Here is a 24306-nt window from a genome sequence, read left to right as displayed (position 1 = left end):
GGAGCCCCGCAGGTTCCGTCAGCTGAAGGAGGCGTCGGGGTAGAGCGCTTCGGCGATCTGGCGCACCACCGAGACGTTTCCGAGGGTTCCGGGGAACATGTCCGAGCTCGAGACCGCGATCAGACGCCCGTTACGCACCGCGGGCATGTCGGGGAAGGTCGCAGTCAGGTATGCGCGCACGGCTTGCTCGTGCGCCGGGTCGGTGACCGCGAACACGAGGGCATCCGGAGCCTGTGCGGCGAGAGACTCGGGGGTGATCTCCGCCGCGAAGAAGTCGGCGAACTGGGGGTCGTCGGGCGTGTAGATCGTGTCCGCGCCGGCGTGACGCAGGATGTCGTACTCGACCCCCGCGCCGATCGCGCTGAGCGTGGTGCCGTCGACGTAGATCTGCGCGACGCGGGGCTTCGCGCGGCCCTGGATCGCCGTATCGACCGCGGCCAGCTGCGCCTGCGCGTCGGCGATCAGCGCCGCGGACTCGTCCTGCACGTCGAAGATCTCGCCGAGGTTGTTCAGGTCGACGAAGAGATCGTCGACCGTGCCGTCCATTCGGCGTGAGAAGCACCCGCCCGTCGCGGTGTACGCCGCGACGCCCGCCTCGGTGAGCTGCTCGATGCTCGCGAACCCTTGCTCGGCCGTGAACTCGTACGTCGTGGGGGCGTAGACGAAGTCGGGGTGGACGGCGAGCAGGTCTTCCCTGCTCGGGGGCGCTTCGCCGCCGATCACGGGCACGTCGGCGGCGAGGGGCGCCACGTCCGCCGGAAGCTCCTGCACGGTCGCCTGGGCCTGGCCGACGAGGAGATCCGCAAGTCCCAGGCGCAGCAGGAGCTCGGTCTGCGAGGGGTGCAGACCGACCGCTGCGGTGGGGACGTGGGTGATCGTGACCGGTGCGCCGCAGTTCTCGATGACGAGGGCGTCGCCGGTGGGGGTGGCCGCATCTTGGGGCGTCACGGCGGAGCCGCAGGCGGTCAGCGCGAGCGCGCCGAGGCCGCCGGCGATCGCCATCATCAGGCGAGCGGGTCGAAGGGAGTGCTGTGTCATTCGTTTCTCTCTGTCAGGTTGTCGGATGGGGAGGGACCGCGAAGCGGACGGGGGTGGAAGGCCATGACGCGTGCGCCCGTATCGATCTCCGTCGCCACACGCGCCGTGACGCGGAAGACGCCGCCGACCAGGTCGGGGGTGAGCACGGCATCCGGCTCCCCGACCGCGACGAGGCGGCCTTCGTCGAGGACCGCGACCTCGTCGCAGAAGGCGGCAGCGATGTTGAGGTCGTGGAGGGCGGCGATCACGGTCGTTCCGAGGCCGCTGACGACTCGCATGAGGTCGAGCTGGTGCGCGATGTCGAGGTGGTTGGTCGGTTCGTCGAGAACGAGGATCTCGCCGTCCTGTGCCAGGGCGCGCGCGAGCATCACGCGCTGACGTTGGCCTCCCGAGAGCCGGCGCACGAGCCGATCCTCGAGATCGAGCACGTCCGCGGTGCGCAGCGCGTGCGTGACGATCCGGCGGTCGTCGTCGGTGTCGCGGCTGAAGGGCGGGTGGTGTGGGGCGCGCCCGACCATCACGGTCTCGCGCACCGTCAGGTCGAACTCCGAGGGGGCGTCCTGCAGCATGACCGCGACCCGGCGGGCGAGGGTGCGCGGCGGCAGCGTCGAGACGTCGACGCCGTCGATGCATACACGGCCGGCGTGCGGGCGGCGGCCCGTGAACAGGGTGCGCAGCAGCGTCGACTTGCCGCTGCCGTTCGGCCCGAGCAGGCCGAGGATGCGACCGCGGCCGACCTGCAGCTCGACGTCGTGCAGAACGCGGCGGCCGCCGAGCTCGACGCTCACGGACTCGAAGGACACCGTCATCGGTCGAACCCCGCCCTCTCGCCGCCGCGGCGCATGAGCCACAGGAAGAAGGGCGCCCCGACGAACGCGGTGAGGATGCCGAGCGGGATCTCGGTCGGTGCGGCCACGGTGCGCGCGAGCAGGTCGGCCACCATCAGGAACAGCGCACCCCCGAGTACCGCGACCGGCACCATTCGGCGGTGGTCCGAGCCCACCAGAAGCCGCGCGACGTGCGGTACGACGAGCCCCACGAATCCGATGCCGCCGCTCACCGCGACGATCACCCCCGTGAGCAGGGAGGCGACCACGAGCAGGATCGCGCGCACCCGGGTGGTGCGCACCCCGACCGCCAGGGCGGACTCGTCGCCGGCCAGCAGGGCGTTCATCGATCGCGAGAGCCCGAACGCGGCGACCAGGGCGATCACGAGCGCGATCGCGGGGATCGTGAGCGACGACATGGTGGCGGCGGACACGCTGCCGAGGAGGAAGAACATCACGCTGACGACGTTCTGCGCGTCCGTCGTCAGCGTCAGGTAGCTCGTGACGGCGCTCAGCAGGGAACCGAGCGCGACCCCGGCGAGGATCATCCGGGTCGGTGAGAGCTCTCCGCGCGTCCGTGCCAGGACAGCGACGAGCACGCACGACCCGACGGCTCCGGCGAAGGCGGCGCCGCTCATCGTCACGCCGAGGAACGCGGCGCCGCCCGAGACGATCACGAGCACGGCGCCGACGCTCGCACCCGAGGACACTCCGAGGATGTAGGGCTCGGCGAGCGGATTGCGTACCACGGCCTGCATCATCGTTCCCGCGAGGGCGAGCCCCGCCCCCGCGAGCCCCGCGAGGAGCGCCCGCGGCAGTCGGAACTGCCACACCGCCTGATCCTGCAGCGGGGTGAGCGAGCCGTCCGTCATCCACGGCATCCCGGGCACCAGGTGTCCGATCACGATCTTCGCGGCATCGATCGGCGGAACGGGCACGGGGCCGATCGCGCCGGAGAGCACGACCGTCACCACGAGCAGGACCGCGCTGACCGTCACTGTCGCGCCGAGCGGCAGGACCCGTCCGCCGTGCCGCGCGGCGCGCGGGATCGTCCGCCCGCGCGCGGTGCGCGGCGTCGTCGCGGTCATCGGATGCCTCCGCTCGTCACGTCGGCGGCGAACTCGAGCACCGTGAGACCCAGTGCGTGCAGGTCATCGAGCGCGTTGGCTCCGTGCCCCGCCGATGGAGCGGTCCACATCCGCGCGGGCGCGCCGAGGCGCTGTAGGGCCTCGACCGTGCGGCGCGTGTCGATCGCCCGGACGCGGGTGTCACGGCCCAGGGTGATCCCCAGAAAGGCGGGGAGGCCCTCGGCATCCGCTCGGTCGTCGACGAGTGCGAGGGGGGAGAGGCGGCGGAGCCGATCGTGCGACTCGGGGCTGCCGTCGTCGCCGAACTCCGATCGCCAACCGGCCCCGAGCGGGTGCTCCGCGAGCGAGAGGAGGTCGAGCGGCGCGGCCGTCGTCACGACGCCCGCACAGAGACCGGGATGCTGGAACGCGCAGCTCGCGGCGACGACCCCGCCCAGCGACGCGCCGACGAGCACGAGGAGATCGGATCGTGTGATCCCTCGGTCGATGAGGCCCCGCGCGATGTCGGCGAGGTCGTCGACCGCCTGCTGCTTGCGCGCACCGCTGCCGGCCGCGCGCCAGCGGTCGCCGCGCTCACCGCCGCCGCGGATCTGGGCGGTGACGTACGCGCCTCCGTGCGCGACCCAGGTGGGGACGGTGGGCTCGAAGACGGGGAGGTGCGGAACTCCGAAGCCCCCGTAGCAGGCGAGCAGGAGCGGCCACGGTCCGCCACCCGCGGCGGGCGCGGTGAGGTGGGCGGTGAGGGTCTCGCCGTCTCTCGCGGGGAGATCGAGGCGGCGCGTCCCGCCCGCCGGCGCTTCGGGCGCGGCATCCGTCTCCGTGACGATCCGCGGCGGCGTGAGCGGGCCCTCGACGGCGAGATACAGGATGCCGTCGTCGAGGCGCACCCCGGTCACCGTCGTCTCGCCCACCGCCTCGGTGGTCACCTCCCGGGCGCCCGCGGCGCCGACGTGCAGGACGACGGTGCGGCCGTCGCGAACTCCCAGGATGACGATCCGGTCGCCGGCGACGGTGACATCGGTGATGCGCAGCGACTGGTCGCGAAGCGTCCATCGCGTCGCGCCGGAGGGGGCGACGGCATCCAGCCCGCCGGCATGCCAGACGAGCACGCCGTCGGGGAGCGGGAAGGCGCGGTGCAGCGCGCTCCAGTGTCCGAGCAGTCGTCCCGTGCCGCGATCGAGCAGGCTCGTACCCTCGCCGCGCGTGGTGCGGGCGAGCAGCCCGCGCGTGCCGCCGGGGAACAGGCGCGTGCGATGCGCGGGTTCCAGGGGCGTGGACGTCCGCGCGCCGGTGTCGACGTCGAGCACGACGAGCGCGTCGTCTCGGCTCGCGACGACCTCGAGGGACCGTGAGTCGTCGCTCCACAGCACGGTGTCGTAGCGCAGCCGGATCTCCGGGTGCAGGCGCAGGGCGCCGGATGCCACGTCGACGATGCCGAGGATGGCATCCTCGCTCGCGTCCTCCGCCCATTCGATCGCGATGTGTCGTCGGTCGGGGGACGGACTCATGCGGTGGATGTGCCCGTCCGGGGCGATCACAGTGCGGCCGTCGGCATGCCGGAGAGCGGGGCGGACACTACCCGCCGCGCGATCGAGGACGAAGCCGCGCACGGGCAGCCCCGGTCGGGGGTGGCGTTCATGCGCGGAGAGGGTCCCGTCGAGCGTGTCGTGCAGCGCGGTCATCGGCCCACCGGATCGGTGAAGCGCGCGGGAGGGCCGGGCCATGACAGGTGCCCGCCCTCGTCGAGGGAGCCGGGCATGCCGATCGTCGTGAGGCCGTCGTCGTCGCCGACGAGATGGACGACGCCGTCGCCGCCCGCTGTCACGGCGATGACGCCGGAGCGCGGATCGATCGCGACCGCGCGTCGCTGCGCGGGGCGTCCGTCGACGCCGTCCCACGGCATCCGGCCCGGGTGCGGCGGAGAGCCGAGCGGGGGGAGGGGCACCACGCGGGCGATGTGGCCCTTCACGCGGTCGATCACGACGAGGGCATCGCCGTCGGGATGGATCACGGTGGTCGTGGCGATCCCCTCGGCCAGGGCGAAACGGAAGACGAGGCCGTCGGGAAGCGGCACGGTGCGCGCGGCACCCGAGTGCAGGTCGATCTCGGCGAAGACGTTGGTCCACTCCGTCCAGCGCGACGGGTCCGTCGGGCCGCCGCGGAGCACGCCCGTCACACGACCGGTGTCACCCGCGCGGCGGAGGTAGTAGGCACGTCCGTCGTCCGGCCACGGAATCACCCCGAGGGCGGACGGGGTGCCATCGTCGATTGCGAACCTCTCCAGACCGCGCCCCGTGGCGACGCCGACGACTCCCGTCTCGTGGTCCACCACGTCGCCGTGTCCGTCGGCGGCGATGTCGTCGCACACGGCTCCGCGCAGCACGGGCACGTGCGCGCCGAGGGCGAGAGCGCTCGCCAGCGGTATCGCTTCGATCGCGCCGGGATCGCGGTGGCGCAGCACGATCGTCGGCCGTCCGGTGACCCGGTCGGGCGCGATCACGACGCCGGGCTCTCCCGGGTGCGTGCGGAACCGCACGGAGGAATCGTGAGCGAGATCGACGACCGTCACCACGTCGTTCCAGGCCTCGTCGTTCGCGCCGAGTCCGGGGGTGACGACGACGTGGCACCCGTCCGGTGAGGCGGCGAGGTGTTCGGCGGGGATCGCGATCGGGATGCGACGGATGCCGTGGGGGCCGCAGACGACGAGAGCGCCGCCGCGGTCATCCGCGAACGCCCAGGAGTCCCGCGCGTCAGGCGGGAGCACGAGGAAGCCGGCGTGCTCGGCGAGCCAGGCGTGCGAGGCGACGACACGCCGAGAGTGCCCGTCGAGGGAGAACACGGTTCCTGCCCGGTGATCGGCGGCGAGAAGGGATGTCGCGGGGAGCATGACGGCGATGCTACTAGATATTGAGAATCATTCTCATCTAAGGTCGGTGGTGTTCACGACCGTGAACGCCGCTCCGCACCCCGCGGAGTGGACGAAACGAGAGAAGGAGAAGGAAATGGACAAGCAGATCCTGTCCGAGATCGAAGAGACCGAGCAGCTGGCGCACCTGTCGGCGACCCACTCGAACGCGCTCGTCGAGAACCCCTTCGAGTGACCCTCGAGGTCGCGTCACGCTGACGCGACCCCCGGCCGGGCGCCTCGCGCCCGGCCGGGCTTTCGGAAAGACCCTCCATGCCTCACCACCCACGAATCACCCCCGTGCCGACCACCGGTGCCCACGTCGTCACCGTCGCCGAGGATGTGCCGCTCCTGCGACTTCGCACCGGAGACCACACCGCGATCGGCGCCCCGCCGTCGGAATTGCACGGCATCCTCGACTCACCTTCCCCGGGTTCCGCAGCATCCGCGTATCGGGATCGGCTGGTCGGCGAGATCCGGGATCGAGAGAGCGCCGATGACGAACGCCGCTGGCCCTCGGCCCGCCGCCGCATCGGCGTGGTGGGCACCGGCGTGCTCGCCGACGAGATCGCGCGTGTGCTGGGGGAGTGGGGAGCACGGGTGGGGAGGGGCACATCCGCCGCCGCGTCGCCAGACTCCGTCGCGCTCGTCATCTCGGTGTCCGACGGAGCGGCGGAGCGCCGCGATCACGCCGTGCTCGACGACCTCCTCGCCGCCGGGGCCGCCCGGTTGCGCGTGTACCGGGAAGGGGAGTGCGTTCTCGTCGATCCGCTCGCGGTCGATGTCACCGACATCACGGCGACGCAGGTTGCGCGGCGACGGATCGCCGCCAGCACCGTGCCGGGCGCTCTCGACGCGTGGCAGCTGCAGGGACCTGCGGCGGATCAGCCCATGGATTCGGCCAGCGTGACCCTCGTGACGGCGCGTGTGCTCACGATGACCCTGGCCTGGGCGCAGGATGACGAGGCGCTGTCTCGACTGCGCACCACGCTCTGGAAACTCGTGCCCGCGCTCGGCCGGGTGACCGAGCACCCGGTACTGGCCTACCCGGCGCCGCACCCGGGAGTGGGCCGATGACTCCGCCGCGGGACGCCCGCCCGCACGTCTGGCTCGCCGACGACGGTGTTGCTCTCCGCGGCTGGATCTGGGAGCGCCGAACGCCGCGCGGCATCGTCGTGGTGCGCACACCGTACGGCGCCTGGCGGCACGGCGACACCGCCCGCTCCTGGGTGCGACGCGGGTACCGCTGCCTCGTCCAGGACGTCCGCGGCCGCCACGACTCCGGGGGTGAGTGGAACCCCTATCTCCACGAGCGTCGTGACGGCGCATCCGTCGTCGCCGCGCTCCGCGCGCAGGATCCGCACCTCCCGGTCGTGCTCTCGGGAGGGTCGTACGACGCCCACGCGGCGCTGGAGTGCGCCCGTGACGTCGAGGTCGATGCCCTCGTGCTCATGGTGCCCGCCCTCGGACTCGCCGAGACCGCCTGGGATGTCCAGGGTCGCCCGCAGATCTTCGACCGGATCGGATGGTGGCATCAGCACGGCCGCGGTCCCCGCTCGTTTCCCCCGTTGACGGAGGACGAGCTGAACGCGCGGGTCGCGAGCGCCGAGCGGCGGGGCGTGGAACGGGCGGCTCGGGACTGGGGGTGGACGCCGACCGTGCTCGCGGGGTGGCGGCGGTTGTGGACGACCCCACCCGTCGACCTGGACCGCGCGTACGGGGCGATCGACGCGCCGCTTCTCCTCATCCGCGGCGACGACGACTTCTTCCACGCCGATGCGGGGCGACTCGCCGCTGCCTGGGGTTCCGACGTGCACGTCGTCGACGGACCCTGGGGTCATCGCCTCGGAGCCGACATCCGCGATGAGGAGGTACGCGCTCGCCTTCGCGACTCGGGCGGGATCGGCGGCGTGCTGGACGCCTGGCTCGCGCGAACGGGCCTGCCCTCCGGCGCGGCCGGCACCCGCCACGTCGTGCCGGTCGGCCGGCGTTCGCGGTCCGCCTTCGAGCCGCGCTCCGGCCGCTGGCTCCACGAGAGGACATCATGATCCGCGACAGCATCTCGTCCCCCGCCCCGCTTCCCGTCGAGAGCCTGGTGGATGCCGAGACGGGCGTCATCCGGTCCATCCGCCCGGTTCCGCATCCTGCGGGCGCCCCGCACCGCTACCTCGCGCTGACGGCATCCGTCTCCGATGCCCGAGCCCTCGGCGAGTGGCCGGCCGACCGGGTCTCGCTCGGCACGTCGTTCGGCGACCCCGACCAGGCCCGGATCGCGGCGATCGGCGAGGGCGTGGAGCGGTACTGCGGCAACTGGCTCCCCGAGACCCTGCCGCACGACGACCTGCGTGTCGCCACCGCCGACGAGCTGCGGGCGGACGGGCAGCCGGTGATCGAGCTCGGCGATCTGCCCCGGTTCGCCGACTGGCAGCTCGCCCGGGCGGGATTCGTCTACCGAGAACTGGATGCCGCGACCCCCGCGCTCTGGGCACGCTGCCGGGACGCCGAGGGACGGCCCGTCTGGCTGCCCGACGCGCTCGTGCACCTGAACTGGCGGCAGTCGCGCTTCCGGCACCTTCCCCGGACGCACCACCTCAACTACGCCGGTATCGCCACCGGCACGAGCGTCGACGACGCCCGCGACCGTGGGGTGCTCGAGGTCATCGAGCGCGACGCGCTCGAGGTGTGGTGGCATCTCGACGGGCCGACCTTCGGCATCGATCCTGCGAGCGTCCCCGGCCTGGTGGACGACCTACGGGGTAGCAGCCTGACCGTCTGGCTGGTGGCGATGCCGTCGGAGTTCGCGCCCGCGATCGCTGCCCTCGTATATGACGCGGATCGGGGGCTCTATGCCGCGGGCTTCTCCGTCGCGCTCGACCCCGCGAAGGCCGCGCGCAAGGCCGTGCTCGAAGCCGTCCACACCTGGATCTACACGCAGGGGTGCACGGATGCCGACGGGTGGGTCTTCCGTGCCGTGCAGGCCGGGGTCATGGCGAAAGGGCTGATGTTGGACTTCCGCCCCGACGCCGACTACCTCACCGCGGCCGGCCCGCAGTTCGAGCGGGTGATCGACCTCGGAGCCCACGTGCAGGTCTGGCTCGATCCCGCCGTGCACGGTGAGGCCCGGAGGTTCACCGCGCCCGCGTTCGGCGTGCGGCCGCTCAGCGCCGTCTCCGCGGTCACGATGGCCGAGGTCCACGACCGCCTGCGTCGCCGGGGCCATCGCGTGCTCACGCGTGACCTCACCACGGCCGACGTGCGCCGGACCCCGCTCAGGGTCGTGCGCACGCTCGTCACGGGGCTCGTCCCCAATGCTCCGGCGGCCTTCTCCTACCTCGGGATGCCGCGACTGCGCGACGCGGCACAGGAGCGCGGCTGGCGCTCGGCGTGGAGCGGCGGACCCGCCGATTTCACGCTTCTGCCCGCCCCCCACATGTGAGGCGGATGACGTGATCGATCCGCGACCGACCGACCTGTGGGGGGCCGTCGACCTCGTCGACGGTGCACTCGCGCGCCTGCTCACGACAGAACCGCCGGGGGAGCCCCTGCCGCCCGGACCGCGCGTCAATGCCTGGCATCGCGCCGGTGCGGTGACGGGGAGTCCCGGGGCGGCGCTGATCGCCCTGGCCGAGGCGCTGTGGCGTCCGGGGGAACCGCATCGCACCGCGGACGGCGTCGAGACCGGCATCCCTCGCCGACCGGTGCCGTCCGCCGGGGCGTGCTACCCCGTGCAGACGCACCTCGTCGTCGACGGCTCGCGCTGGGTCTACGACCACGAGCACGGCGTCGCCCGCCGCAGGGAACCGGAGATCGAGCGCCTCGCCGGATGGCGCGGCCCAGACGCGACGGCAGACGGCACCGCAACGCTCGTCTTCACCGTGCAGCCCGGACGATCGTTCGGCCGCTACCGGCACCGCGCGTGGCCGCTGTGGATCGCCGACGCGGCCTACGCGCTCGCGGCCGTGGAGTTCCTCCTCGGACGGCTCTCGCCCTCCGTACGATTCGGTCCCTCCGCGTCTCTCCGCGCGCTGCTCGCCGTCCCCCGTGCGGCGCAGACACGCTCGTGGACAGGTCTCGGGCTCGCCCCGGAGATCCCGCTCGTCGCCGTCGACGTGCCCCCGCGTCCCGAACTGGTCCGCGACGCCGTCGAGACCCTCGCGCAACGGCGTTCGCCGCACCTGGACCTCTTCCTCGCGCACGCCGCAGCCCGTCGCCCGACGTCGCTGGTCGAGAGCGTTGCCCGCGCCTCCGGTCAAGCGTGGGTCCGTGGCGCCGCGGCGGTCCGCTCGTGGTCGGTTCCCGTCGCGTCCTCGCCCGCTGCGCTCGCCCGGGCGTTGTGGACGGGTCATCTCGCCGCTGCCCGCCTCGCGTACGCCGGGGCGCTGCGCGGCGCGGCCTCCCGCCCCGTCTCGGGTCTCGCGGCCCACGGAGACCGGTGGATCTTCCACGCCCTCGCCTTCCTCGACTCTCCGGGAGAATGCCCATGATGATCGTCCCCGCGCTCTGGCGGGAGGCGTGGCACACCCCACGACTCCTCGCCGCGAGCGTCCTTCTCCAGCTCCTCGTGTTCGCCACGCACATCGTGCAGGCCATCGCCCTCGCGGTCGCCCTCGCGGCTCTCGTGCACGGCGACGCGAGAGGAGCTCTCGTCGGGATCGGCACGATCCTCGGAACCGGTGTCGCGCGTCTGCTGCTGGGCCTCGCCCAGCGGGACGCGGCCGTGCGTCTCGGCGGGCAGGTACGGGAAGCGCTGCGGGCGCGAGCCGTCTCGGCCGCGCTCGCGCCGGAACGCCTCCACGACGTCTCCCTGCGCGACGGCTCGACCCGCCTCACGCTCGGCGATGGCATAGACGGCACCGAGGCTTACGTGTCGAAGTACATCCCGGCCGTCGCGCAGCTCGCCGTCGGCGGCATCGGCGTCATCGTCGCGATCGCGACGCTGTCTCCGGCGCTCGCCGCGGGGATCGGCCTCGCCCTCGTGCTCGCGGTCCTCGGCCCGATGGCGTGGAAGAAGATGCTCGCGCGCCGAGGATTCGCGCACTGGGACACGTACGAGGCGCTCAGCGGCGATCTGCTCGAGGCGCTCCGGGGTATGTCGACGCTGCGCGCACTGGGCGATGTTCCCGCAACGCGCGGACGCCTTCAGGCGCGCTCGGAGGCGCTGCGGCAGGCGACCGAGCGAGTGATGCGTTCGTCGCTCGCGGAGACGGCGATCACGGATTTCGCGATCCAGGCCGGTGCCGTTCTCGCCGCGGGTCTCGCGATCGTCGCCGTGCTGACAGGGCAGGCTCCGGCGACGGAGGTGTACGTGCTGTTGCTGCTGTCGTCCGAGGCGTTCCGGCCGGTGCGCGAGCTCTCGCGTCACTGGCACGCGGGCTTTCTCGGTCTCACCGCGGTGCCGGGGCTGCGCGCACTCAGCGCGTTCTCCGACGCCGACTCCGCGGACCCTCGACACCCGGCATCCGTCCCCCCTCCGGACGACGCGAACGACGCGGGCGCAGCGGGCGCGGAGATCGTGATCGACGACCTGGCGTACCGCTATCCGGGAGCCGAGTCGCCCGTGCTGGACGGCGTGTTCCTGCGCGCGGGGCGCGGCACGGTGCACGCCATCATCGGTCCGTCGGGAGCGGGCAAGTCGACGCTGTTCGATCTCATGCTCGGGTTCCTCCGCGCCGACCGGGGGACGGTCGATCTCGACGGACGGCCGCTGCGCGCCGAGGATGTCGCGGTGGTCTCTCAGCGCCCGGTCCTGTTCGCGGCGACCGTGCGCGAGAACATCGACCTGTTCGGATCGTCGCAGGGCGAGCTCGAGCGGGCGTGCGCGGATGCCGGGATGCTCGACGAGATCCTCGCCCTGCCCGGAGGTTTCGACGCGCCCGTCGCCGAGGCCGGGGCGAGCCTCTCCGGGGGTCAGCGACAGAGGCTCGCCCTCGCCCGTGCGCTCCTTGCCCGCCGCCCCGTGCTGCTGGTCGATGAGCCGACGAGCGCCCTCGACGACGCGAACGCGGAGCTCGTCGCGCGAACCCTGGAGCGGGTCGCCGCCGACCGCATCGTCCTGATGATCAGCCACCGTCCCGAGGCGCTCCGCCGCGTCGCTCACGTGCACGTTCTCGAGGGTGGCGTCCTCGTGGAGGCGGCGTCGTGAGCGGCGGGACGGCCTCGGTCCTGGCCCGCTTGATCCCTGCGCTGCGGCCCGAGTGGCGGCGCATCGTCGGCAGCTACGTCCTCGCGACCACGAGCCTGCTCGCCCTCGCGGCGATCGGCGTGCTCGCGGCCCTGGGCGTCGGCGGTGCCGTCGTGCACGGCGAGTGGCCGCCGACGGCCTGGTGGGCCGCGATGGTCGTACTCGTGGTGCTTCGGACTCTGCTCACCTGGCGAGAGATGGACGTCTCGCACGCCCTCGCGTACCGCGTGCTGGCCCGTTTGCGGGTCGCCCTCTTCGATGCCTATGCCCGCAGTGTCCCGGCCCGCCGCCGCGAGCACTCGGGAAGGGCGGCATCGGTGGCGATGACCGACATCGAGAAGCTCGAGTTCTTCTACGCGCACACCCTCGCTCAGCTCGGTGCCTCGCTGACGCTGTTCGTGGCGACCCTCGGGGTGGCGGCGACCCTCATGCCGGCGGCGGCGCTCGTCATGCTGCTCGGTGCGGTCTCCGTCGCCCTCACCGCGTGGGCGGGGGCGGGGGCGGCGCGACGCGTCGGCGAAGAGGAGCAGGGGGAGCGCGAGCGCCTGTCGGAGCGGTTGGTGGATGCCCTCGGGGCGTTGCGTGAGGTACTCGCCTACGGGCTGCAGGACCGTGTCGTCGCCGACGCCGTCGCGGGGACGCGGCGCTCGGTGCGTACCGCTCGTCGCCGCGAGTTGCTCGCGGGCATCATCGACGGGTCGCGCGAACTGATCCTCACCGGTGTCCTCGTCGGTGTCGTCGCCTCCGCCCTGATCGTCGGAGGCGTCGGCGACCCCCGGTCGGCGGCGCTGGCTCCGGCGGTGGTCGCGCTCGCCGTCGCCGGCGTCGCGGCGATCGCCGACGCGGCGCACACGCTCTCGGAGCTGCATCCTCTCGTCGCGAGCGCGGCCCGCGTGGACCAGGGGCTGCGTCGGCCACCCGTGGTCGCTCCCGTCGTCGGCGCCCGTCCCGTGCCCGCCGGTCCGCTCGGCATCCGTTTCCGCGATGTCGAGTTCTCATACGACGATCGCACGCGAGTGCTCCGCCGCTGGTCAGCCGAGGTGCGTCCGGGCGAGCACGTCGGGATCGCGGGGCCGTCCGGTGCGGGAAAGAGCACCGTGATCGCCCTCGCCGCACGGCTCTGGGACCCCGACGGAGGCGAGATCGCGCTCATCGATGGCGACGGGCAGGGGACGCCGCTCCGCGAGGTGTCGGAGGAGGATCTCCGCGCCGCCGTGGCGGTCGTCGAGCAGGACGCGCGCCTGTTCCACGGCACGGTGCGCGAGAACCTGCTGCGGGGCACGGTCGGCCGATCGGACGCGGAGCTCGTCGGCATTCTGGACCGCGTCGGTGCGCGCGACTGGATCCGTCTCGACGACGAGCTCGGTGAGCACGGCGTCCGTCTCTCGGGAGGCCAGCGTGCCCGGCTCGCCCTCGCCCGTGCGCTCTGCCGTGAGCCGCGGATCCTGATCGTCGACGAGATCACCGCGAGCCTGGATCCCGCGACCGAGAGGGCGATCTCGCAGGTGCTCGCCGAGGTCGATGCGACCGTCATCGTCGCTTCGCACCGCCGCGAGACGCTGGCACGGCTCGGCCGCGTGCTGCGGGTGGAGTCACCGGCCGGTGCAGCCGTGACCCCCGCGTGAGGCGGCCACCGCGACGAGCACCCCTGCCGCTGACTACGGCGCGTCGACCGGTCGCTGCGCCTGGTGGTCGAGGATGCGGCGCAACGTGGTCGCGAGAGTGTCGCGTTCCTTCGCGCTCAGGGGGCCGAGGAGGTCGTCCTGGATGCCGTCGAGCACACCGCCGATGTGCTCCAGTCGACGCTTCCCGCTCTCGGTGAGGGTGACGAGGTTCTGGCGCCGGTCGGCGGGATCCTGCCGGCGCTCGACGAAGCCGCCCGCGGTCAGGTCGTTGAGGGCGGCGACCATGTCGCTGCGGTCGATATGGCACCGCCGGCCGAGCTCCGCCTGGCTGGTCGGTCCGAACTCGTCGAGAGCGGCGAGCACGGCGTAGTGATAGCGGGTCGCGCCCAGCTCTCCCAACGCCGTCGAGACGAGCCGGTGAGTCAGGGTGGCTGTCTGCGTGATCAGCCAGCTCGGGGTCTGTCGCAGTCGTGCGGGCTGCTGACCGCTGGCTCCCTCGATGTCTTCCACGCCCACAGATTATCAGAACCGTTGGCGCGACCAACGATCTGATATCGTTGGCGTGACCAACATTGGCTACGCCAACGATAGGAGGACGGGATGATGGGGGAGTCAGGGCGTCACGGCGCGGGTGTCGCGCGGTGGTGGGGCCTCGGGTGGATCTCGGTGACCCAGTTGATGATGGTCGTCGATGGGACGGTGATGAACATCGCGGTGCCGTCCGCGCAGCGTGACCTCGGCCTGTCGGACGTGGAGCGCCAGTGGGTGATCACCGTGTACGTGCTCGCGTTCGGATCGATGCTGCTGCTCGGGGGGCGTGTGTCCGACCTGATCGGGCGACGCAGGGCTCTGTCGATCGGGCTGGTCGGGTTCACTCTCGCGTCGATCTGCGGGGGTCTGGCGGTCTCGGCCGAGACGCTGATCGCGGCGCGCGCCGTGCAGGGCCTCTTCGGCGCGCTGGTCACTCCGTCCGCACTGGCCCTGCTGTCGGTGACGTTCCCCGAGGGCTCCGACCGCGTCCGGGCGTTCGGGGTGTTCGGCACCATCATGGGTGCCGGCTCAGGCATCGGAGTCCTGCTCGGTGGCGCGGTCACCGACTCGTGGGGATGGCGGTGGGCCTTGCTGATCAACGTTCCCATCGCCCTCGCTGCCGGGACCGGCCTCCTGCTGTCTCTCACGGCGGATGCGCGCGGTCGGGGTCGTATCGACCTGATCGGCGGCGCGCTCAGCGCGGTCGGGCTGACCGCCCTGACTCTCGGCCTGACGACGGCGGAGTCATCGGGGTGGGACTCTGCGCTCACGCTCGGACTGCTGGTCGGGGGCGTCGTCGTGCTGGTCGGATTCGTGATGCGCCAGCGCACCGCCGCCGAACCGCTGATGCCCCTCTCGCTGTTCACCGAACGGCTCAGGTCTGCGGCCTTCGCGGCGATGCTCGCCTGGGGTGTGGCGATTCTTCCCGCCTTCCTCTTCTTGAGTGTGTATCTGCAGCAGATCGCCGGGCTCAGCCCGCTGCTCACGGGCCTGAGCTTCCTTCCCTACACCCTGGCGATCCTCATCACGGTGCGGATGGTGAGGCTCGCCCTCCGTGTGGTCCCGCCCCGCGTCTTCCTCGCCGTCGGACTCGCCCTGCTGGCAGCCGGCTTGCTCGTTCTGACGCGCCTCGAACCCGATGCGTCGTACGGGACGCACGTCCTGCCGGTCTTCGTCCTCCTCGGCGTCGGAACCGGATGCGTCCAGCCCGCGGCCAACAGCGCTGCGACGTACCGCGCGGGGCCTGCCTCCGGGGTCGCCGGTGCGGTCGCCAGCACCTCGCAGCAGGTCGGCTCCTCGCTCGGCATGGCTCTGCTCGGTGCGATCGCGGCGACCACCACGGCGGCGTCCGTGAGCGGCGGGGTGGCGGTCGATATGAACGACGCCACTCTCGAGGGGTATCGCGTCGCGGCCGTGAGCGGCGCGGTGATGCTCGCCGTCGCCGCGCTCGGCGTGTTCCTCCTCGCCGGCCGCTCGGCGACTCACCCGCCGAAGCGGACGCCGTGATCCGCTCTTCGCGGAGCGACCGGGCAGTTGCGGTCCCTCGTCTCTCCGTTCTCGCGGCGGTCCACGTCGTCCGACCGCACCTCTGCGGAAATCGGGGGTGGCCTGCGTCGAGGATGCAGGTGAGGGAGCCGACTGGCCTCCGTGCCCCGCTTCACCCGCAGCGCGCGACCCCGACCCAGAGGAGTGTGATGGTCGTGACGTTGCGGGATGTCGTCCCGGTCGCAGTCCAGGTCGGCGTGAGGTTGGTGCGGACGCGCACGACGGAGGTCGTGCCGAAGGAGAAGGGGCTGTTGGCCCTCAGGACGATGCTCCGCGCGTCGCCTCCGAGGTTCGCGATCGAACCGTGCCCGTCGACGAGGACGTCGAAGCTGCTGGGTCGCTCGCCGGAGTACGCCCATCGGAGGGTGACCGTACCGTCGAAGTTGTTCTGACAGACCAGATCGGAGGGGGCCTGCGCCGCCCCGGCTTGGAGAGACCCGGACGACTGCGTCCGGGCGGAGAAGAATGCCGCGTGGGCAGGGGCGGTCGCGCCGACGAGAGCGACCGTGAGGGCCGTGACGAGCGCGAAGGTCCGTGGTCGCACCCGCGCTCTCCGGGGTCCGTCTGTGTGTGATCGTGCCCGGTCGTCGGTGGGCCGGCGCAGGTCGGGATGATCCTCGGGCGGATCGTTCTCGGTTCGCGCGATCGCCGGAAGGAAGGCGATCGCGATGACGGTGAGGACACCGATCAGGGTCGACGCGAGGGCGAGGGCGTCGCCGTCGCGGGCATCTCGAATGGGGATGCCGATCCAGGGGACGCGGAGCGCCCCGACGCCGAGAACGTCGGCGCGTCCCACCGGGGACGAGTCCACTTCGGGATTGGCGTCCCCTTTCGTGATGAGCTCCGAGCCGTCGACGGCGTGAAGTCGGTGAAGGCGCAGTCGGCCCTGGTGATCCGGGTCGTTGACGAGGATGACCTGCCCGGGACGAAGCTCCGCCGGGTCGATCGTCCTGCTGACGACCAGATCACCCGTCTGGATGGCGGGTTCCATGGACCCTGTCATGACGGTGGTCGTGTGCCATCCGATCAGGAGGGGTGCCACCGCCCAGAAGGTCAGTCCGAAGACGACGGCGAGGGCGGCTCGCGCCGTGATGACCGTGCAGAAACGGAGCCAGGCCCGAAACGGGCGGGCGGGTTCGACCGTGGATCGCCCGCCCGCGCCATCGACGGAGGGACTCCTCACCTCACTGATTCTGCGCTTCCCAGGTGAAGTGGAAGGTGGCGGCGGCGCCCATGATCGAGGAGGGCGCGTCCGGCGACACCGTGTAGGTGATCTGGAACGTGCGCGCCTCGGGCGTGCTTCCGCCCGCGGGGGACCAGTTCCCGACCCCGCTGCGGTAGTTCGTGGAGGTGTTCACGAACGATGTCAGGGAGTTGTTGTAGATGGAGGCGTCCGAGCCCAGCGCGGAGAACCCGCTGCAGCTGCCGTTGCCGCCACCCGTTCCCTGGGAGACCGCGATGTTCACCCAATCGCCGATTCCCTGCGTCTGGGACGCGTCTGTGGCGTAGAGCTTGACCGCGGACGGAAGCGTGCCGGTGGACGTGACGGCGATGCACGTCGTGCCGGTGGAGCCCGGCTTCAGGTTCGACGCGTTGAACGCGGCGCTGTTGGGAGAGCTGTTGGAGAGTCCGACCGAACCCATCGACCAGTTGTTCGACGGGTTCGACGTCGTCGCGGAGAAGGCCGAGTACGACGCCGTGGAAACGAGGGTTCCCGCGACGATCAGAGACAGGGGGATCACGGCGATCGTCGCGATCTTTCCGAGGCGGCGCGACGGTGTGGCGGCGTTTTTGGGCATGGGAATCAGTCCTTCGAACGGGGCGGACGAGCGGGTGTGGAGCGCGTGGTGCAGGCGTGGTGCAGGCGTGGTGCAGGCGGAGCGGTTTCCGGCGCGGACGGTCGGGAGATGACCGGGAGTGCGGTGACGGCACCTGTGTGAGTGCCTAGCTGAACTATAAGTAAGGCAAACTAGTAACTCAAAATGTGAGACAAAGTGTGGACTATTCTTTTGCCATGGGGTATGCGCAGGATCCCGCGAGGGAATCGCTGCCCTCAGCGGCTTCGGAAGCGGTCGTCGCCGCGTGGTATCGAATGCAGGTGCAGAACGCTCATCTGCTTCAGCGCTTGGCCCTCGAACACGACCTCAACCCGATCGACCTCCGGGCGGTGAAGTTCCTCGGCGTCGACGATGCCCCGAGGACGCCGAAGGATCTCGCCCGCTTCCTGCAGTCCGGCAGCAGCCTCGTGAGCGCCGTGATCGAGCGGCTGGAGTCTCGGCAGTTCATCAGTCGCGCGCCGAACCCTCGCGATCGCCGCAGCACCCTGCTGCATCTCGAACCTCGCGGCACACGCCTGGTCGAGCAGCTTCGGGGAATGTACGGACAGGCGCTGTCGGGACTGCTCGGCCACGCCGATCAGGATGCCGTGCTCGCCGCGACGAACGAGATCGAGCGGGGTTTGCGCGCGGCCGCATCCTCGTGAGGGCCCGGCGTCACCGCGAGGTGGCCCCGCGGGGCTCGCGCCGAGTCCGCGCGTGGATGTCGACGACGGACACGAGGGTCAGACGCCGATGAGTGTTCGGGTCTCGGCGGGCAGGGAAAGCGCCACCACCCGCACCGACAGGTCGGCCTCGTGAGACGAGGCGACGAGGGCGCGGAACTCCCGCCGCAACTGTCGGCGACCCGAGTATCCGAGAGAACGTGCGAGCTCGTCGATCCGCTCGGTGCGGAGGGGGACGTCGTCGTGCAGCACGATGGCGGCCCGGTGCACCCGGGCTCGGCGGATCATCCCGCTCGGTGAGTCCCCGTGATCCGACAACACGGCGCGGAGGTGTCGCTCCGAGACATGGAGCGACTCGCACAGGTCGCGTACGGTCAGTCGCTCGTCGGATGCCCCTCGTCCGACGAGGCGGACGGCCTCGTCGTAGATCCGGCGGGCGTGCGGGGCGGTCTCGGCGGGGCGGGGCGCGAGGACGTCGCGAATCGCGGAGACGAACTCCCACAACCCGAGCCGCAATCGCAGCAGGCCCGGCGCGGCGATGGCCTGCACGTTGTTGAGCACTTCGTTCACCGCCGCGATCATGAGCCGCGCGTAGACCGTGGAGTCCAGTGATCCCTGGATGGAACGACCGGTGACCTCGGGCGGCAGGCGACCGAAGGCCACCTCTATCCGCCGCGCGGGGGTCCGCGCGGTGTAGGTGAGGTTCGCGTCGTCGGGGGTGATGAGGACCTGCCCCGGAGTCAAGGTGACCTCCCCGACATCGCGGGTCTCGACGACCGCACGGCCGTCGAGCTGGAACATCACCACGACGCCGGGGGCGCGGTCGTCCGGAACGCCGCCGATGGCGCGGTGGAAGGTACCCCGGTCATGCAGGATCCGCGAGACGGCGAAGCCTTCTTCCGCGGCGCTGACGACGTCGAAGATCCCGGCCCGGGAGGCGTGTGGCATCCATCCCGCGCGTTCCAGGGCCTGGGAGGCTTCCGTCGTGGCGAGCATGTCACCCCTCCAACTCGTCTCGGAGAAGCCGGGGGTCGCGTGTGGTCGGGGTGCGTCGGCGCGTCACGTCCGCTGCGCAATCCCGTCCACGGGCGTCGTCCGGGTGCGCCCTCGCTTCTGGAATGGTCTCCTGCAAAGTAGCTTCGGGCGACTGCGTTTACTGGCCGTCCCTAGTCATCGTTGAGACATTCACCTCGGGCGAAGAGCGCACGCGTGCTCAGCGATATGCCCCGATCCGCTCCGCCAACTGCTTCTTCGTGGAGATCTCCAGCTTTCGGTAGACGCGGAAGAGGTGCGATTTCACGGTGTTGGGGCTGACGTGAAGGTGCGACGCGATGTCGACGATCTTCAGTCCGTTCATGGCGAGTTCGACGACCTCGCGTTCGCGGTCGCTGAGCAGGTCGGTTCCGTACGTCCGGGTATGCGAGGGAAGCGAAAGGATGCGGTCGCCGACATCCTCACCCGACTCGGAAAGGATCTCGGTGACGCGGTAACGGACGTCCGGCGAGCTGTACAGAAGCGGCGAGTAGTGACCGTGCCACTGTGCCAAGACCGCCGCGCGGCGAAGGAACACCTCCGCGCTCTGCGTACCGTCGGTCTCGGCGGCGAGCAGGAGAGCGGGAATGAGGATGCGCGGCCGCGAGCTCTCGACGTTCAGGAGAGGCCGGACGAGTTGCCGCGCCTGATGCACGTGTCCGAGGGTGAGGAGATGGCGCGCCTGGGTGACGGCTTGCACCTGCGGGAACAATCCGGCTCGAGGTGAGGCCGGCTGCAGACTCAGCTCCTTCATCGCCTGCTCGGGCCGTTCCAATTGGCGAAGCAGCAGGTGGCGGATGATCCCGATCGCCTCGACGTGTCCGGGAGCGGCGACGCCCCACGTCGGCCGTGAATCGAGGAAGGTGTCGAAATGGGCGAGGAGTGTCTGAGGGCCTTCCCGTCCCGCCGCAGCGAGCGTCGTGCGGGCGATGTAGTACGGCACCCAGTACGAGGGCGATTCGGACACCTCGATGCGGGCGAGGATGCGCGAGGCTCGGTCGTACTCCAACCGGTCGATGTCACGCCAGGCATGCGCGATCGCTCCCGGGACCGTTGACAGGGTCGCGTTCTCTTCGTCGAGTCCGGTCGGCACGTCCGCGAGCAGAGTCTGTGCCTCTCGGCCGCGCCCGAACACCGCGTGCATCAAGGCGGCCCCGCCGGCGGACGCCCGTGCCATGCGGTCGTCGCCCGTGTCGCGGGCGCCTTCGTGCGCGTCGATGAACTGACCCAGGGCGTCGGTGAACCGCCCCGCTTGGACGAACGTCTCCGCCCATTCGTAATGCAAGGGAGGAAGGGACTGGGTCAGGCGAGGCGAGGCCTCGGAGATGTTCCGCAGGAAGGCGGTCGCCGCATCGGCACGTTTCGCCGCGACCGTGATGCGGCCGAGGGTTCGGGCGGCCACCACCTGACGGGTGAGCGAACGAAGCTCCTCGAGAGACCCTTCGCGCGACATCGGTTCCGCCTCGGCGGGGGGATTCCGATCGAGGAGGAAACGCCGGTAGTGCACGAGCTGTGGATGAGACGTCAGTGCCTCCACCGACATGGCATCCAGCGTCAGCAGGAGTTCCTTCGGATGGTCGTGCAGCAACGCGTCCCAGTGCTCCGCGAGAACGCGCAGCACGGCTTGCGCTCCGCCGGCGTCACGCGCCGCACGGAGGTGATCGAGAGCCTGGTGCTCGGTTCTCAACGGGGCCCTCCCGGTGCGGGGAGTCGTGACGCGGCCCTGTGTTCTCGCCCCCCGACAGAGCAGGACCGCGTCACGCGCTTCCGCGGACGCTTCGCGCCGCCTCCCCCTTGTGCCGGGCGATCGCCCGGATCCTTCTCCCGCTCGCTGAGCCAGAGGTCATTTCGCGCTGCCGGCGGGTGCCGCTCCTCATCGCCGTCATGTCGCGTCCCTCAGGCCCGGTGTCGCTGTGGGTGCGGAGGGCCCCGGGGGTCGCCGGCCTCGCGACGAATGTGATCGATTGCGCCTTTTCGTCGGCCATGACGTTCCCCCTCGCTGATGCGCGGACGCATTCGTGCCCCTCTCGTCACGGTAGAACCGGCGAGGAGGGGGCACTCGGCAACGGCATGGATTGATCCGAAGATGGCGGGGATCAAGCCGATTGTGGTCGGGATGGCGTGACCGACGACCCTGCCTCCCCCCCCGGGCGGGGGAGGCATCCGCGGTCGCCGGATCAGCTGTACGACCGGAGCAAGACGAGGGCGCGCTCCGCCACCCCGGCCTCGCGCTCCGCGAGCGCGTCGATCACCGTTCCCATCCGCTCGACGCGCTCGCGCCACTCCGGTCCGCGCTGCTCCCGGCGCGGGAGGGCCTCGAGCGCTTGGACCTCGCGCCAGGCGGTGAAGAGCACCGTCTCATAGAGCTGTTGGTCGGCCTCGGCCGCCCGACCGCGGTGGTGATCGGCGGTGCCGAGGACGGCGACGGCATCCAGCCGGGAAAGATCGAGGCCCAGCGCCAGGGCGTTCAGTTTGTCGCGGAGGGCGCGCACCTCCCTCCGCGTCTGACGCGACCCGGCGTTGCGCAGCAGCAGCTGAGCGAGCGACCACAGGATCATCGCGAAGGCCTGAACGCCGGTCCAGGTCGCCAGGGCCACGACCCAGAAGAGCGCGGCCGGGGTGAGGGAAGAGGCCTTGAGGTTGTTGTACTCGAGTTGACGGGCGAGGTCGATCAGTGCCGAGGTCACGACCCAGCCCGCGGGAAGCGCCCAGTCCTCTCCCGGCTCGTTGGTGAATCGGGGCTGCGTGGCCACGAAGTCGTACGCCCCGAGACGGCTGTCCGTCCCCGTGCTCAGCGTTCCCGTGAGGGCGAGACCGACGCCGTACGAGCCGTCGTCGCGAATCCAGAAGGGGAGGATCGCGTGACCGGGACGCACGTCCCCGGTCTCGGGGTCGACGGTCCCGGGGACCTCTGCCTCCACCTCCGCCTTGATGCGCGTGTACGCCTCGAGGAGGTCGAAGTAGTCGATCTTCACCCCGTTCTCGATCTCGTCGTTCGGGAGCACCGCGACGTAGTCGTCGATGGGGAGGAGGGCGACGGCCAGGTCGAGCTTGTCGGGGAACAGTGCGTCGTCGTCGCTGCGCTCCGCGGTTCGCTCCATGGCATCCCGGACGAAGTCCAGCGACAGCGTCTCGATGTTCGGGGGTTCGCGTTCGGCATCGTTCGGGTCGTTGTAGGCGGGCAGTAGTGCGGGATCGCCGACGATCCGGAGGCTGGCGAGGGGGACGTCGTCGGTGAGCTCGCGTCCGGAGGTGGCGTCGCCGCGATCCATCGCGGACGTCGCGGTGAAGCCGGCGATCAGCGCCGCGATCACGGGGAGCCCGACGACGGCGAGGGGTGTGAAATCCGGGGCGAGTTTGTCGATCGGGATGCCGCTGCCCGCCCGCCGCGGGCGGGTGCTGCCCCTCTTTCCGCCGTCGATCGCCTCGGCGATCAGGAGGATCCGCTCCGCGTAATGGGCGGGTACAAGCCCCTTCCGGGGAGTCAGGTCGAGGGAGGCGCGGAGCTCGTCCACCGTGTCCGACGACCCGCCCGTGGCCACGCGCGTCCGATCCGCGAGGCGTTCATCGAGGACTCCGGCGGCGACGTGCGACGTCGTTCCGCGGGGGATCTTCTTCTCGAGCCGGTGTTGGATCTTCGTCAGCGCCACCGCGAGGCGGCGTTCGGCGGCGCGCCATCGCGTCATCAGTTCGGCGTGACGGACGACGATCTCGGGGCCGTCGTCGCTTTCGACGGCGGTGTCCGCCTCGCGGACGAGGGCGAGGAGATCGCCGCGCTGCCTGCGCAGGTTCTCGGCCTCCGTGGCGGAGAGGAGTTCCGGGCGGGCGAGGACGTCGTCGACGGGGAGCGTCGTGGTCAGGGCGATCTGACCGAGGATCGTGCCGCCCGCGGCGTGCCCGACGCGCAGGGACGAGGCGGCGACGAGAGCGTCGGCGCGGCGGCGGAGAGCCGCGGTGCGCTTCGCGAACGTCGAGAGGTCGAGCGGCTCCTCGGGGGCTCCTCTCTCGTGCACCCGGGTCGACGGATCGAGGAGTTCGCGCGTGAGCACCTGCTCCTCGTGCGCGAGGTCGAGGCTGTCTTCACGGATCGTGGACCAGTCCGTGCGCAGCTTCTCCTTGACGTTCTTCGCGACGTTGCGGGCGCTGCCCCGGGCGCCCCGATCCAGCTCGGCCCCCGCGATGTCGACGTGCGCTTCGAGGAGGTCGAGCTCGAGCACGACGCGGGCGAGCTCCAGTCGAGCCCGGGAGAAGATCCGCCGTCGGGTGCGTTCCCGCGCGAGGTAACGCGCCCAGAGCGCCATCATGAACAGCCCGACGAGCAGCGGCAGCGCGGCGAGCGAGACCCACAGCACGGGAGACCGCGGGCCCCCGTCGAAGGAGCGGGAGGCGGCGGTCAGGGCGGCGCCCACGACGGCGTTCGGACCGTGACCCTGCGTCAGGTTGTTGAGGAAGGTCTCCCGGATCTCGGTGGCCACTCTGTAGTGGGCCATCGAGTCGCCGTCGGCCGCCACCTTCGCCACCGAGGCGCGGGAGCCCGCGGGGAGGACGAGATCGGGGTCGTCCTGATCGACACCGACGGAGAGCATGACGTCGGCGCCGTCCGGGAGTTCACCGTCGTCGTACTCCTCCCAGGTGAGTGCGCGCTCGACGATCACGATGGTGAACGGCTCGTAGCTCAGCGCGCGCCCCCGGGCTGCGGCATCCACCTTCTCCTGGGTGATGCCGTACGGGAGGCCCTCGTCGACGACGAAGGTGATCGGCTTGTCGGGTTGCGCGAGGATCCGGGCTTGCGCCACCTGGCCGAGACCCGCGGACAGAGCCGCGAGGGCGACCGCGAGCACCGGGACCACCCACCTCGTGCGGTACAGGAAATTGGTACGCCGACGTTCGTCCCCCATGAACCGATGCTATGCGGCGGCTGTGTGGGAGACGCCTGTGCGGCACGGCTCCGGGTGCGATCGGCGCCGCCGTCTGATCCCTGCGGAGCGACGAGAGCGCGTCGAGCGGCGCAGATGGGGATCAGCCCTCGTCGAA

The 24306-nt window shown here is 71.2% G+C and carries 20 protein-coding genes; 9 read left to right on the top strand and 11 right to left on the bottom strand.

From position 1 onward, the window contains the following. Window positions 1-18: 18 nt before the first annotated feature. Genes PIR02_19385 through PIR02_19365 form a run of 5 tightly spaced genes read right to left on the bottom strand, consistent with a single transcriptional unit; the run spans window position 19 to window position 5840 of the window. Window positions 19-1038, bottom strand: a complete 1020-nt coding sequence (locus PIR02_19385; protein WZH36886.1) for an ABC transporter substrate-binding protein — start codon at window positions 1036-1038, stop codon at window positions 19-21. Next, on the bottom strand, window positions 1035-1847 hold the full coding sequence (locus PIR02_19380; GenBank protein ID WZH36885.1) for an ABC transporter ATP-binding protein: 813 nt from the start codon (window positions 1845-1847) through the stop codon (window positions 1035-1037). The genes PIR02_19385 and PIR02_19380 overlap by 4 nt, the downstream gene beginning before the upstream one ends. Further along, window positions 1844-2953: an iron ABC transporter permease gene (locus PIR02_19375; GenBank protein ID WZH36884.1), complete on the bottom strand. Its 1110-nt coding sequence runs from the start codon at window positions 2951-2953 to the stop codon at window positions 1844-1846. Before PIR02_19375 ends, PIR02_19380 begins: the two co-directional genes overlap by 4 nt. After that, window positions 2950-4635 (bottom strand): prolyl oligopeptidase family serine peptidase, encoded by a 1686-nt coding sequence (locus tag PIR02_19370; protein WZH36883.1) that lies wholly within the window; start codon window positions 4633-4635, stop codon window positions 2950-2952. The genes PIR02_19375 and PIR02_19370 overlap by 4 nt, the downstream gene beginning before the upstream one ends. Continuing rightward, window positions 4632-5840: a hypothetical protein gene (locus PIR02_19365; protein ID WZH36882.1), complete on the bottom strand. Its 1209-nt coding sequence runs from the start codon at window positions 5838-5840 to the stop codon at window positions 4632-4634. The genes PIR02_19370 and PIR02_19365 overlap by 4 nt, the downstream gene beginning before the upstream one ends. A gap of 49 nt (window positions 5841-5889) precedes the next feature. Here PIR02_19365 and amiA point away from each other — a divergent pair, with 49 nt between their 5' ends. The 7 genes from amiA to PIR02_19330 all read left to right on the top strand — a co-directional run bounded on the left by amiA (window position 5890) and on the right by PIR02_19330 (window position 13664). Further along, a complete protein-coding gene (gene amiA, locus PIR02_19360; GenBank protein WZH36881.1) occupies window positions 5890-6054 on the top strand; it encodes a streptamidine family RiPP in 165 nt (54 codons plus the stop codon). Between the two features lie 77 nt (window positions 6055-6131). Next, window positions 6132-6935, top strand: coding sequence for a hypothetical protein (locus PIR02_19355; GenBank protein ID WZH36880.1), 804 nt, complete (start codon window positions 6132-6134; stop codon window positions 6933-6935). Next, window positions 6932-7906, top strand: a complete 975-nt coding sequence (locus tag PIR02_19350) for a CocE/NonD family hydrolase (protein ID WZH36879.1) — start codon at window positions 6932-6934, stop codon at window positions 7904-7906. Before PIR02_19355 ends, PIR02_19350 begins: the two co-directional genes overlap by 4 nt. Then, window positions 7903-9294, top strand: a complete 1392-nt coding sequence (locus PIR02_19345) for a YcaO-like family protein (protein ID WZH36878.1) — start codon at window positions 7903-7905, stop codon at window positions 9292-9294. Before PIR02_19350 ends, PIR02_19345 begins: the two co-directional genes overlap by 4 nt. 10 nt (window positions 9295-9304) lie before the next feature. Then, window positions 9305-10342: a hypothetical protein gene (locus tag PIR02_19340; GenBank protein WZH36877.1), complete on the top strand. Its 1038-nt coding sequence runs from the start codon at window positions 9305-9307 to the stop codon at window positions 10340-10342. Continuing rightward, on the top strand, window positions 10339-12000 hold the full coding sequence (locus PIR02_19335) for an ATP-binding cassette domain-containing protein (protein ID WZH36876.1): 1662 nt from the start codon (window positions 10339-10341) through the stop codon (window positions 11998-12000). Before PIR02_19340 ends, PIR02_19335 begins: the two co-directional genes overlap by 4 nt. Beyond that, window positions 11997-13664, top strand: coding sequence for an ABC transporter ATP-binding protein (locus PIR02_19330; GenBank protein ID WZH36875.1), 1668 nt, complete (start codon window positions 11997-11999; stop codon window positions 13662-13664). Before PIR02_19335 ends, PIR02_19330 begins: the two co-directional genes overlap by 4 nt. A gap of 33 nt (window positions 13665-13697) precedes the next feature. On the opposite strand, the gene PIR02_19325 is transcribed toward PIR02_19330, so the two are convergent. Then, window positions 13698-14174 (bottom strand): MarR family transcriptional regulator, encoded by a 477-nt coding sequence (locus PIR02_19325; protein WZH36874.1) that lies wholly within the window; start codon window positions 14172-14174, stop codon window positions 13698-13700. A 90-nt stretch (window positions 14175-14264) separates the two neighbouring features. On the opposite strand from PIR02_19325, the gene PIR02_19320 reads away from it, so the two are divergent. Then, on the top strand, window positions 14265-15701 hold the full coding sequence (locus PIR02_19320; GenBank protein ID WZH36873.1) for an MFS transporter: 1437 nt from the start codon (window positions 14265-14267) through the stop codon (window positions 15699-15701). Between the two features lie 151 nt (window positions 15702-15852). Here the strand turns inward: PIR02_19320 and PIR02_19315 are convergent, their stop codons facing one another. Both PIR02_19315 and PIR02_19310 read right to left on the bottom strand, forming a co-directional pair. Next, on the bottom strand, window positions 15853-16923 hold the full coding sequence (locus tag PIR02_19315) for a signal peptidase I (protein ID WZH36872.1): 1071 nt from the start codon (window positions 16921-16923) through the stop codon (window positions 15853-15855). A gap of 1 nt (window position 16924) precedes the next feature. Beyond that, window positions 16925-17539, bottom strand: a complete 615-nt coding sequence (locus PIR02_19310; GenBank protein ID WZH36871.1) for a hypothetical protein — start codon at window positions 17537-17539, stop codon at window positions 16925-16927. Window positions 17540-17754: 215 nt separating this feature from the next. Here PIR02_19310 and PIR02_19305 point away from each other — a divergent pair, with 215 nt between their 5' ends. Next, window positions 17755-18222 (top strand): MarR family transcriptional regulator, encoded by a 468-nt coding sequence (locus PIR02_19305; protein ID WZH36870.1) that lies wholly within the window; start codon window positions 17755-17757, stop codon window positions 18220-18222. A gap of 78 nt (window positions 18223-18300) precedes the next feature. Here the strand turns inward: PIR02_19305 and PIR02_19300 are convergent, their stop codons facing one another. The 3 genes from PIR02_19300 to PIR02_19290 all read right to left on the bottom strand — a co-directional run bounded on the left by PIR02_19300 (window position 18301) and on the right by PIR02_19290 (window position 24170). Next, window positions 18301-19236 (bottom strand): helix-turn-helix domain-containing protein, encoded by a 936-nt coding sequence (locus PIR02_19300; GenBank protein WZH36869.1) that lies wholly within the window; start codon window positions 19234-19236, stop codon window positions 18301-18303. A 217-nt stretch (window positions 19237-19453) separates the two neighbouring features. Further along, the gene (locus PIR02_19295; protein WZH36868.1) at window positions 19454-20959 is read right to left on the bottom strand and encodes a LuxR C-terminal-related transcriptional regulator; all 1506 of its coding nucleotides are present in this window, start codon (window positions 20957-20959) and stop codon (window positions 19454-19456) included. A 490-nt stretch (window positions 20960-21449) separates the two neighbouring features. Beyond that, entirely contained in the window at window positions 21450-24170 is a 2721-nt protein-coding gene (locus PIR02_19290) for a hypothetical protein (protein WZH36867.1), read from the bottom strand. Between the last annotated feature and the right edge of the window lie 136 nt (window positions 24171-24306).

Origin of the sequence: Microbacterium enclense (assembly GCA_038182865.1) — a bacterium.
In the GTDB taxonomy this organism is placed as follows: domain Bacteria; phylum Actinomycetota; class Actinomycetes; order Actinomycetales; family Microbacteriaceae; genus Microbacterium; species Microbacterium enclense_B.
This window is presented reverse-complemented; position numbering and strand designations above follow the sequence as displayed.

Bases quoted from the DNA above. Each gene is read 5' to 3' on its own strand.
- PIR02_19385 (WZH36886.1), bottom strand. From the start codon at position 1,038: ATGACACAGCACTCCCTTCGACCCGCTCGCCTGATGATGGCGATCGCC.
- PIR02_19380 (WZH36885.1), bottom strand. From the start codon at position 1,847: ATGACGGTGTCCTTCGAGTCCGTGAGCGTCGAGCTCGGCGGCCGCCGC.
- PIR02_19375 (WZH36884.1), bottom strand. From the start codon at position 2,953: ATGACCGCGACGACGCCGCGCACCGCGCGCGGGCGGACGATCCCGCGC.
- PIR02_19370 (WZH36883.1), bottom strand. From the start codon at position 4,635: ATGACCGCGCTGCACGACACGCTCGACGGGACCCTCTCCGCGCATGAA.
- PIR02_19365 (WZH36882.1), bottom strand. From the start codon at position 5,840: ATGCTCCCCGCGACATCCCTTCTCGCCGCCGATCACCGGGCAGGAACC.
- PIR02_19355 (WZH36880.1), top strand. From the start codon at position 6,132: ATGCCTCACCACCCACGAATCACCCCCGTGCCGACCACCGGTGCCCAC.
- PIR02_19350 (WZH36879.1), top strand. From the start codon at position 6,932: ATGACTCCGCCGCGGGACGCCCGCCCGCACGTCTGGCTCGCCGACGAC.
- PIR02_19345 (WZH36878.1), top strand. From the start codon at position 7,903: ATGATCCGCGACAGCATCTCGTCCCCCGCCCCGCTTCCCGTCGAGAGC.
- PIR02_19335 (WZH36876.1), top strand. From the start codon at position 10,339: ATGATGATCGTCCCCGCGCTCTGGCGGGAGGCGTGGCACACCCCACGA.
- PIR02_19320 (WZH36873.1), top strand. From the start codon at position 14,265: ATGATGGGGGAGTCAGGGCGTCACGGCGCGGGTGTCGCGCGGTGGTGG.
- PIR02_19310 (WZH36871.1), bottom strand. From the start codon at position 17,539: ATGCCCAAAAACGCCGCCACACCGTCGCGCCGCCTCGGAAAGATCGCG.
- PIR02_19305 (WZH36870.1), top strand. From the start codon at position 17,755: ATGGGGTATGCGCAGGATCCCGCGAGGGAATCGCTGCCCTCAGCGGCT.
- PIR02_19300 (WZH36869.1), bottom strand. From the start codon at position 19,236: ATGCTCGCCACGACGGAAGCCTCCCAGGCCCTGGAACGCGCGGGATGG.
- PIR02_19290 (WZH36867.1), bottom strand. From the start codon at position 24,170: ATGGGGGACGAACGTCGGCGTACCAATTTCCTGTACCGCACGAGGTGG.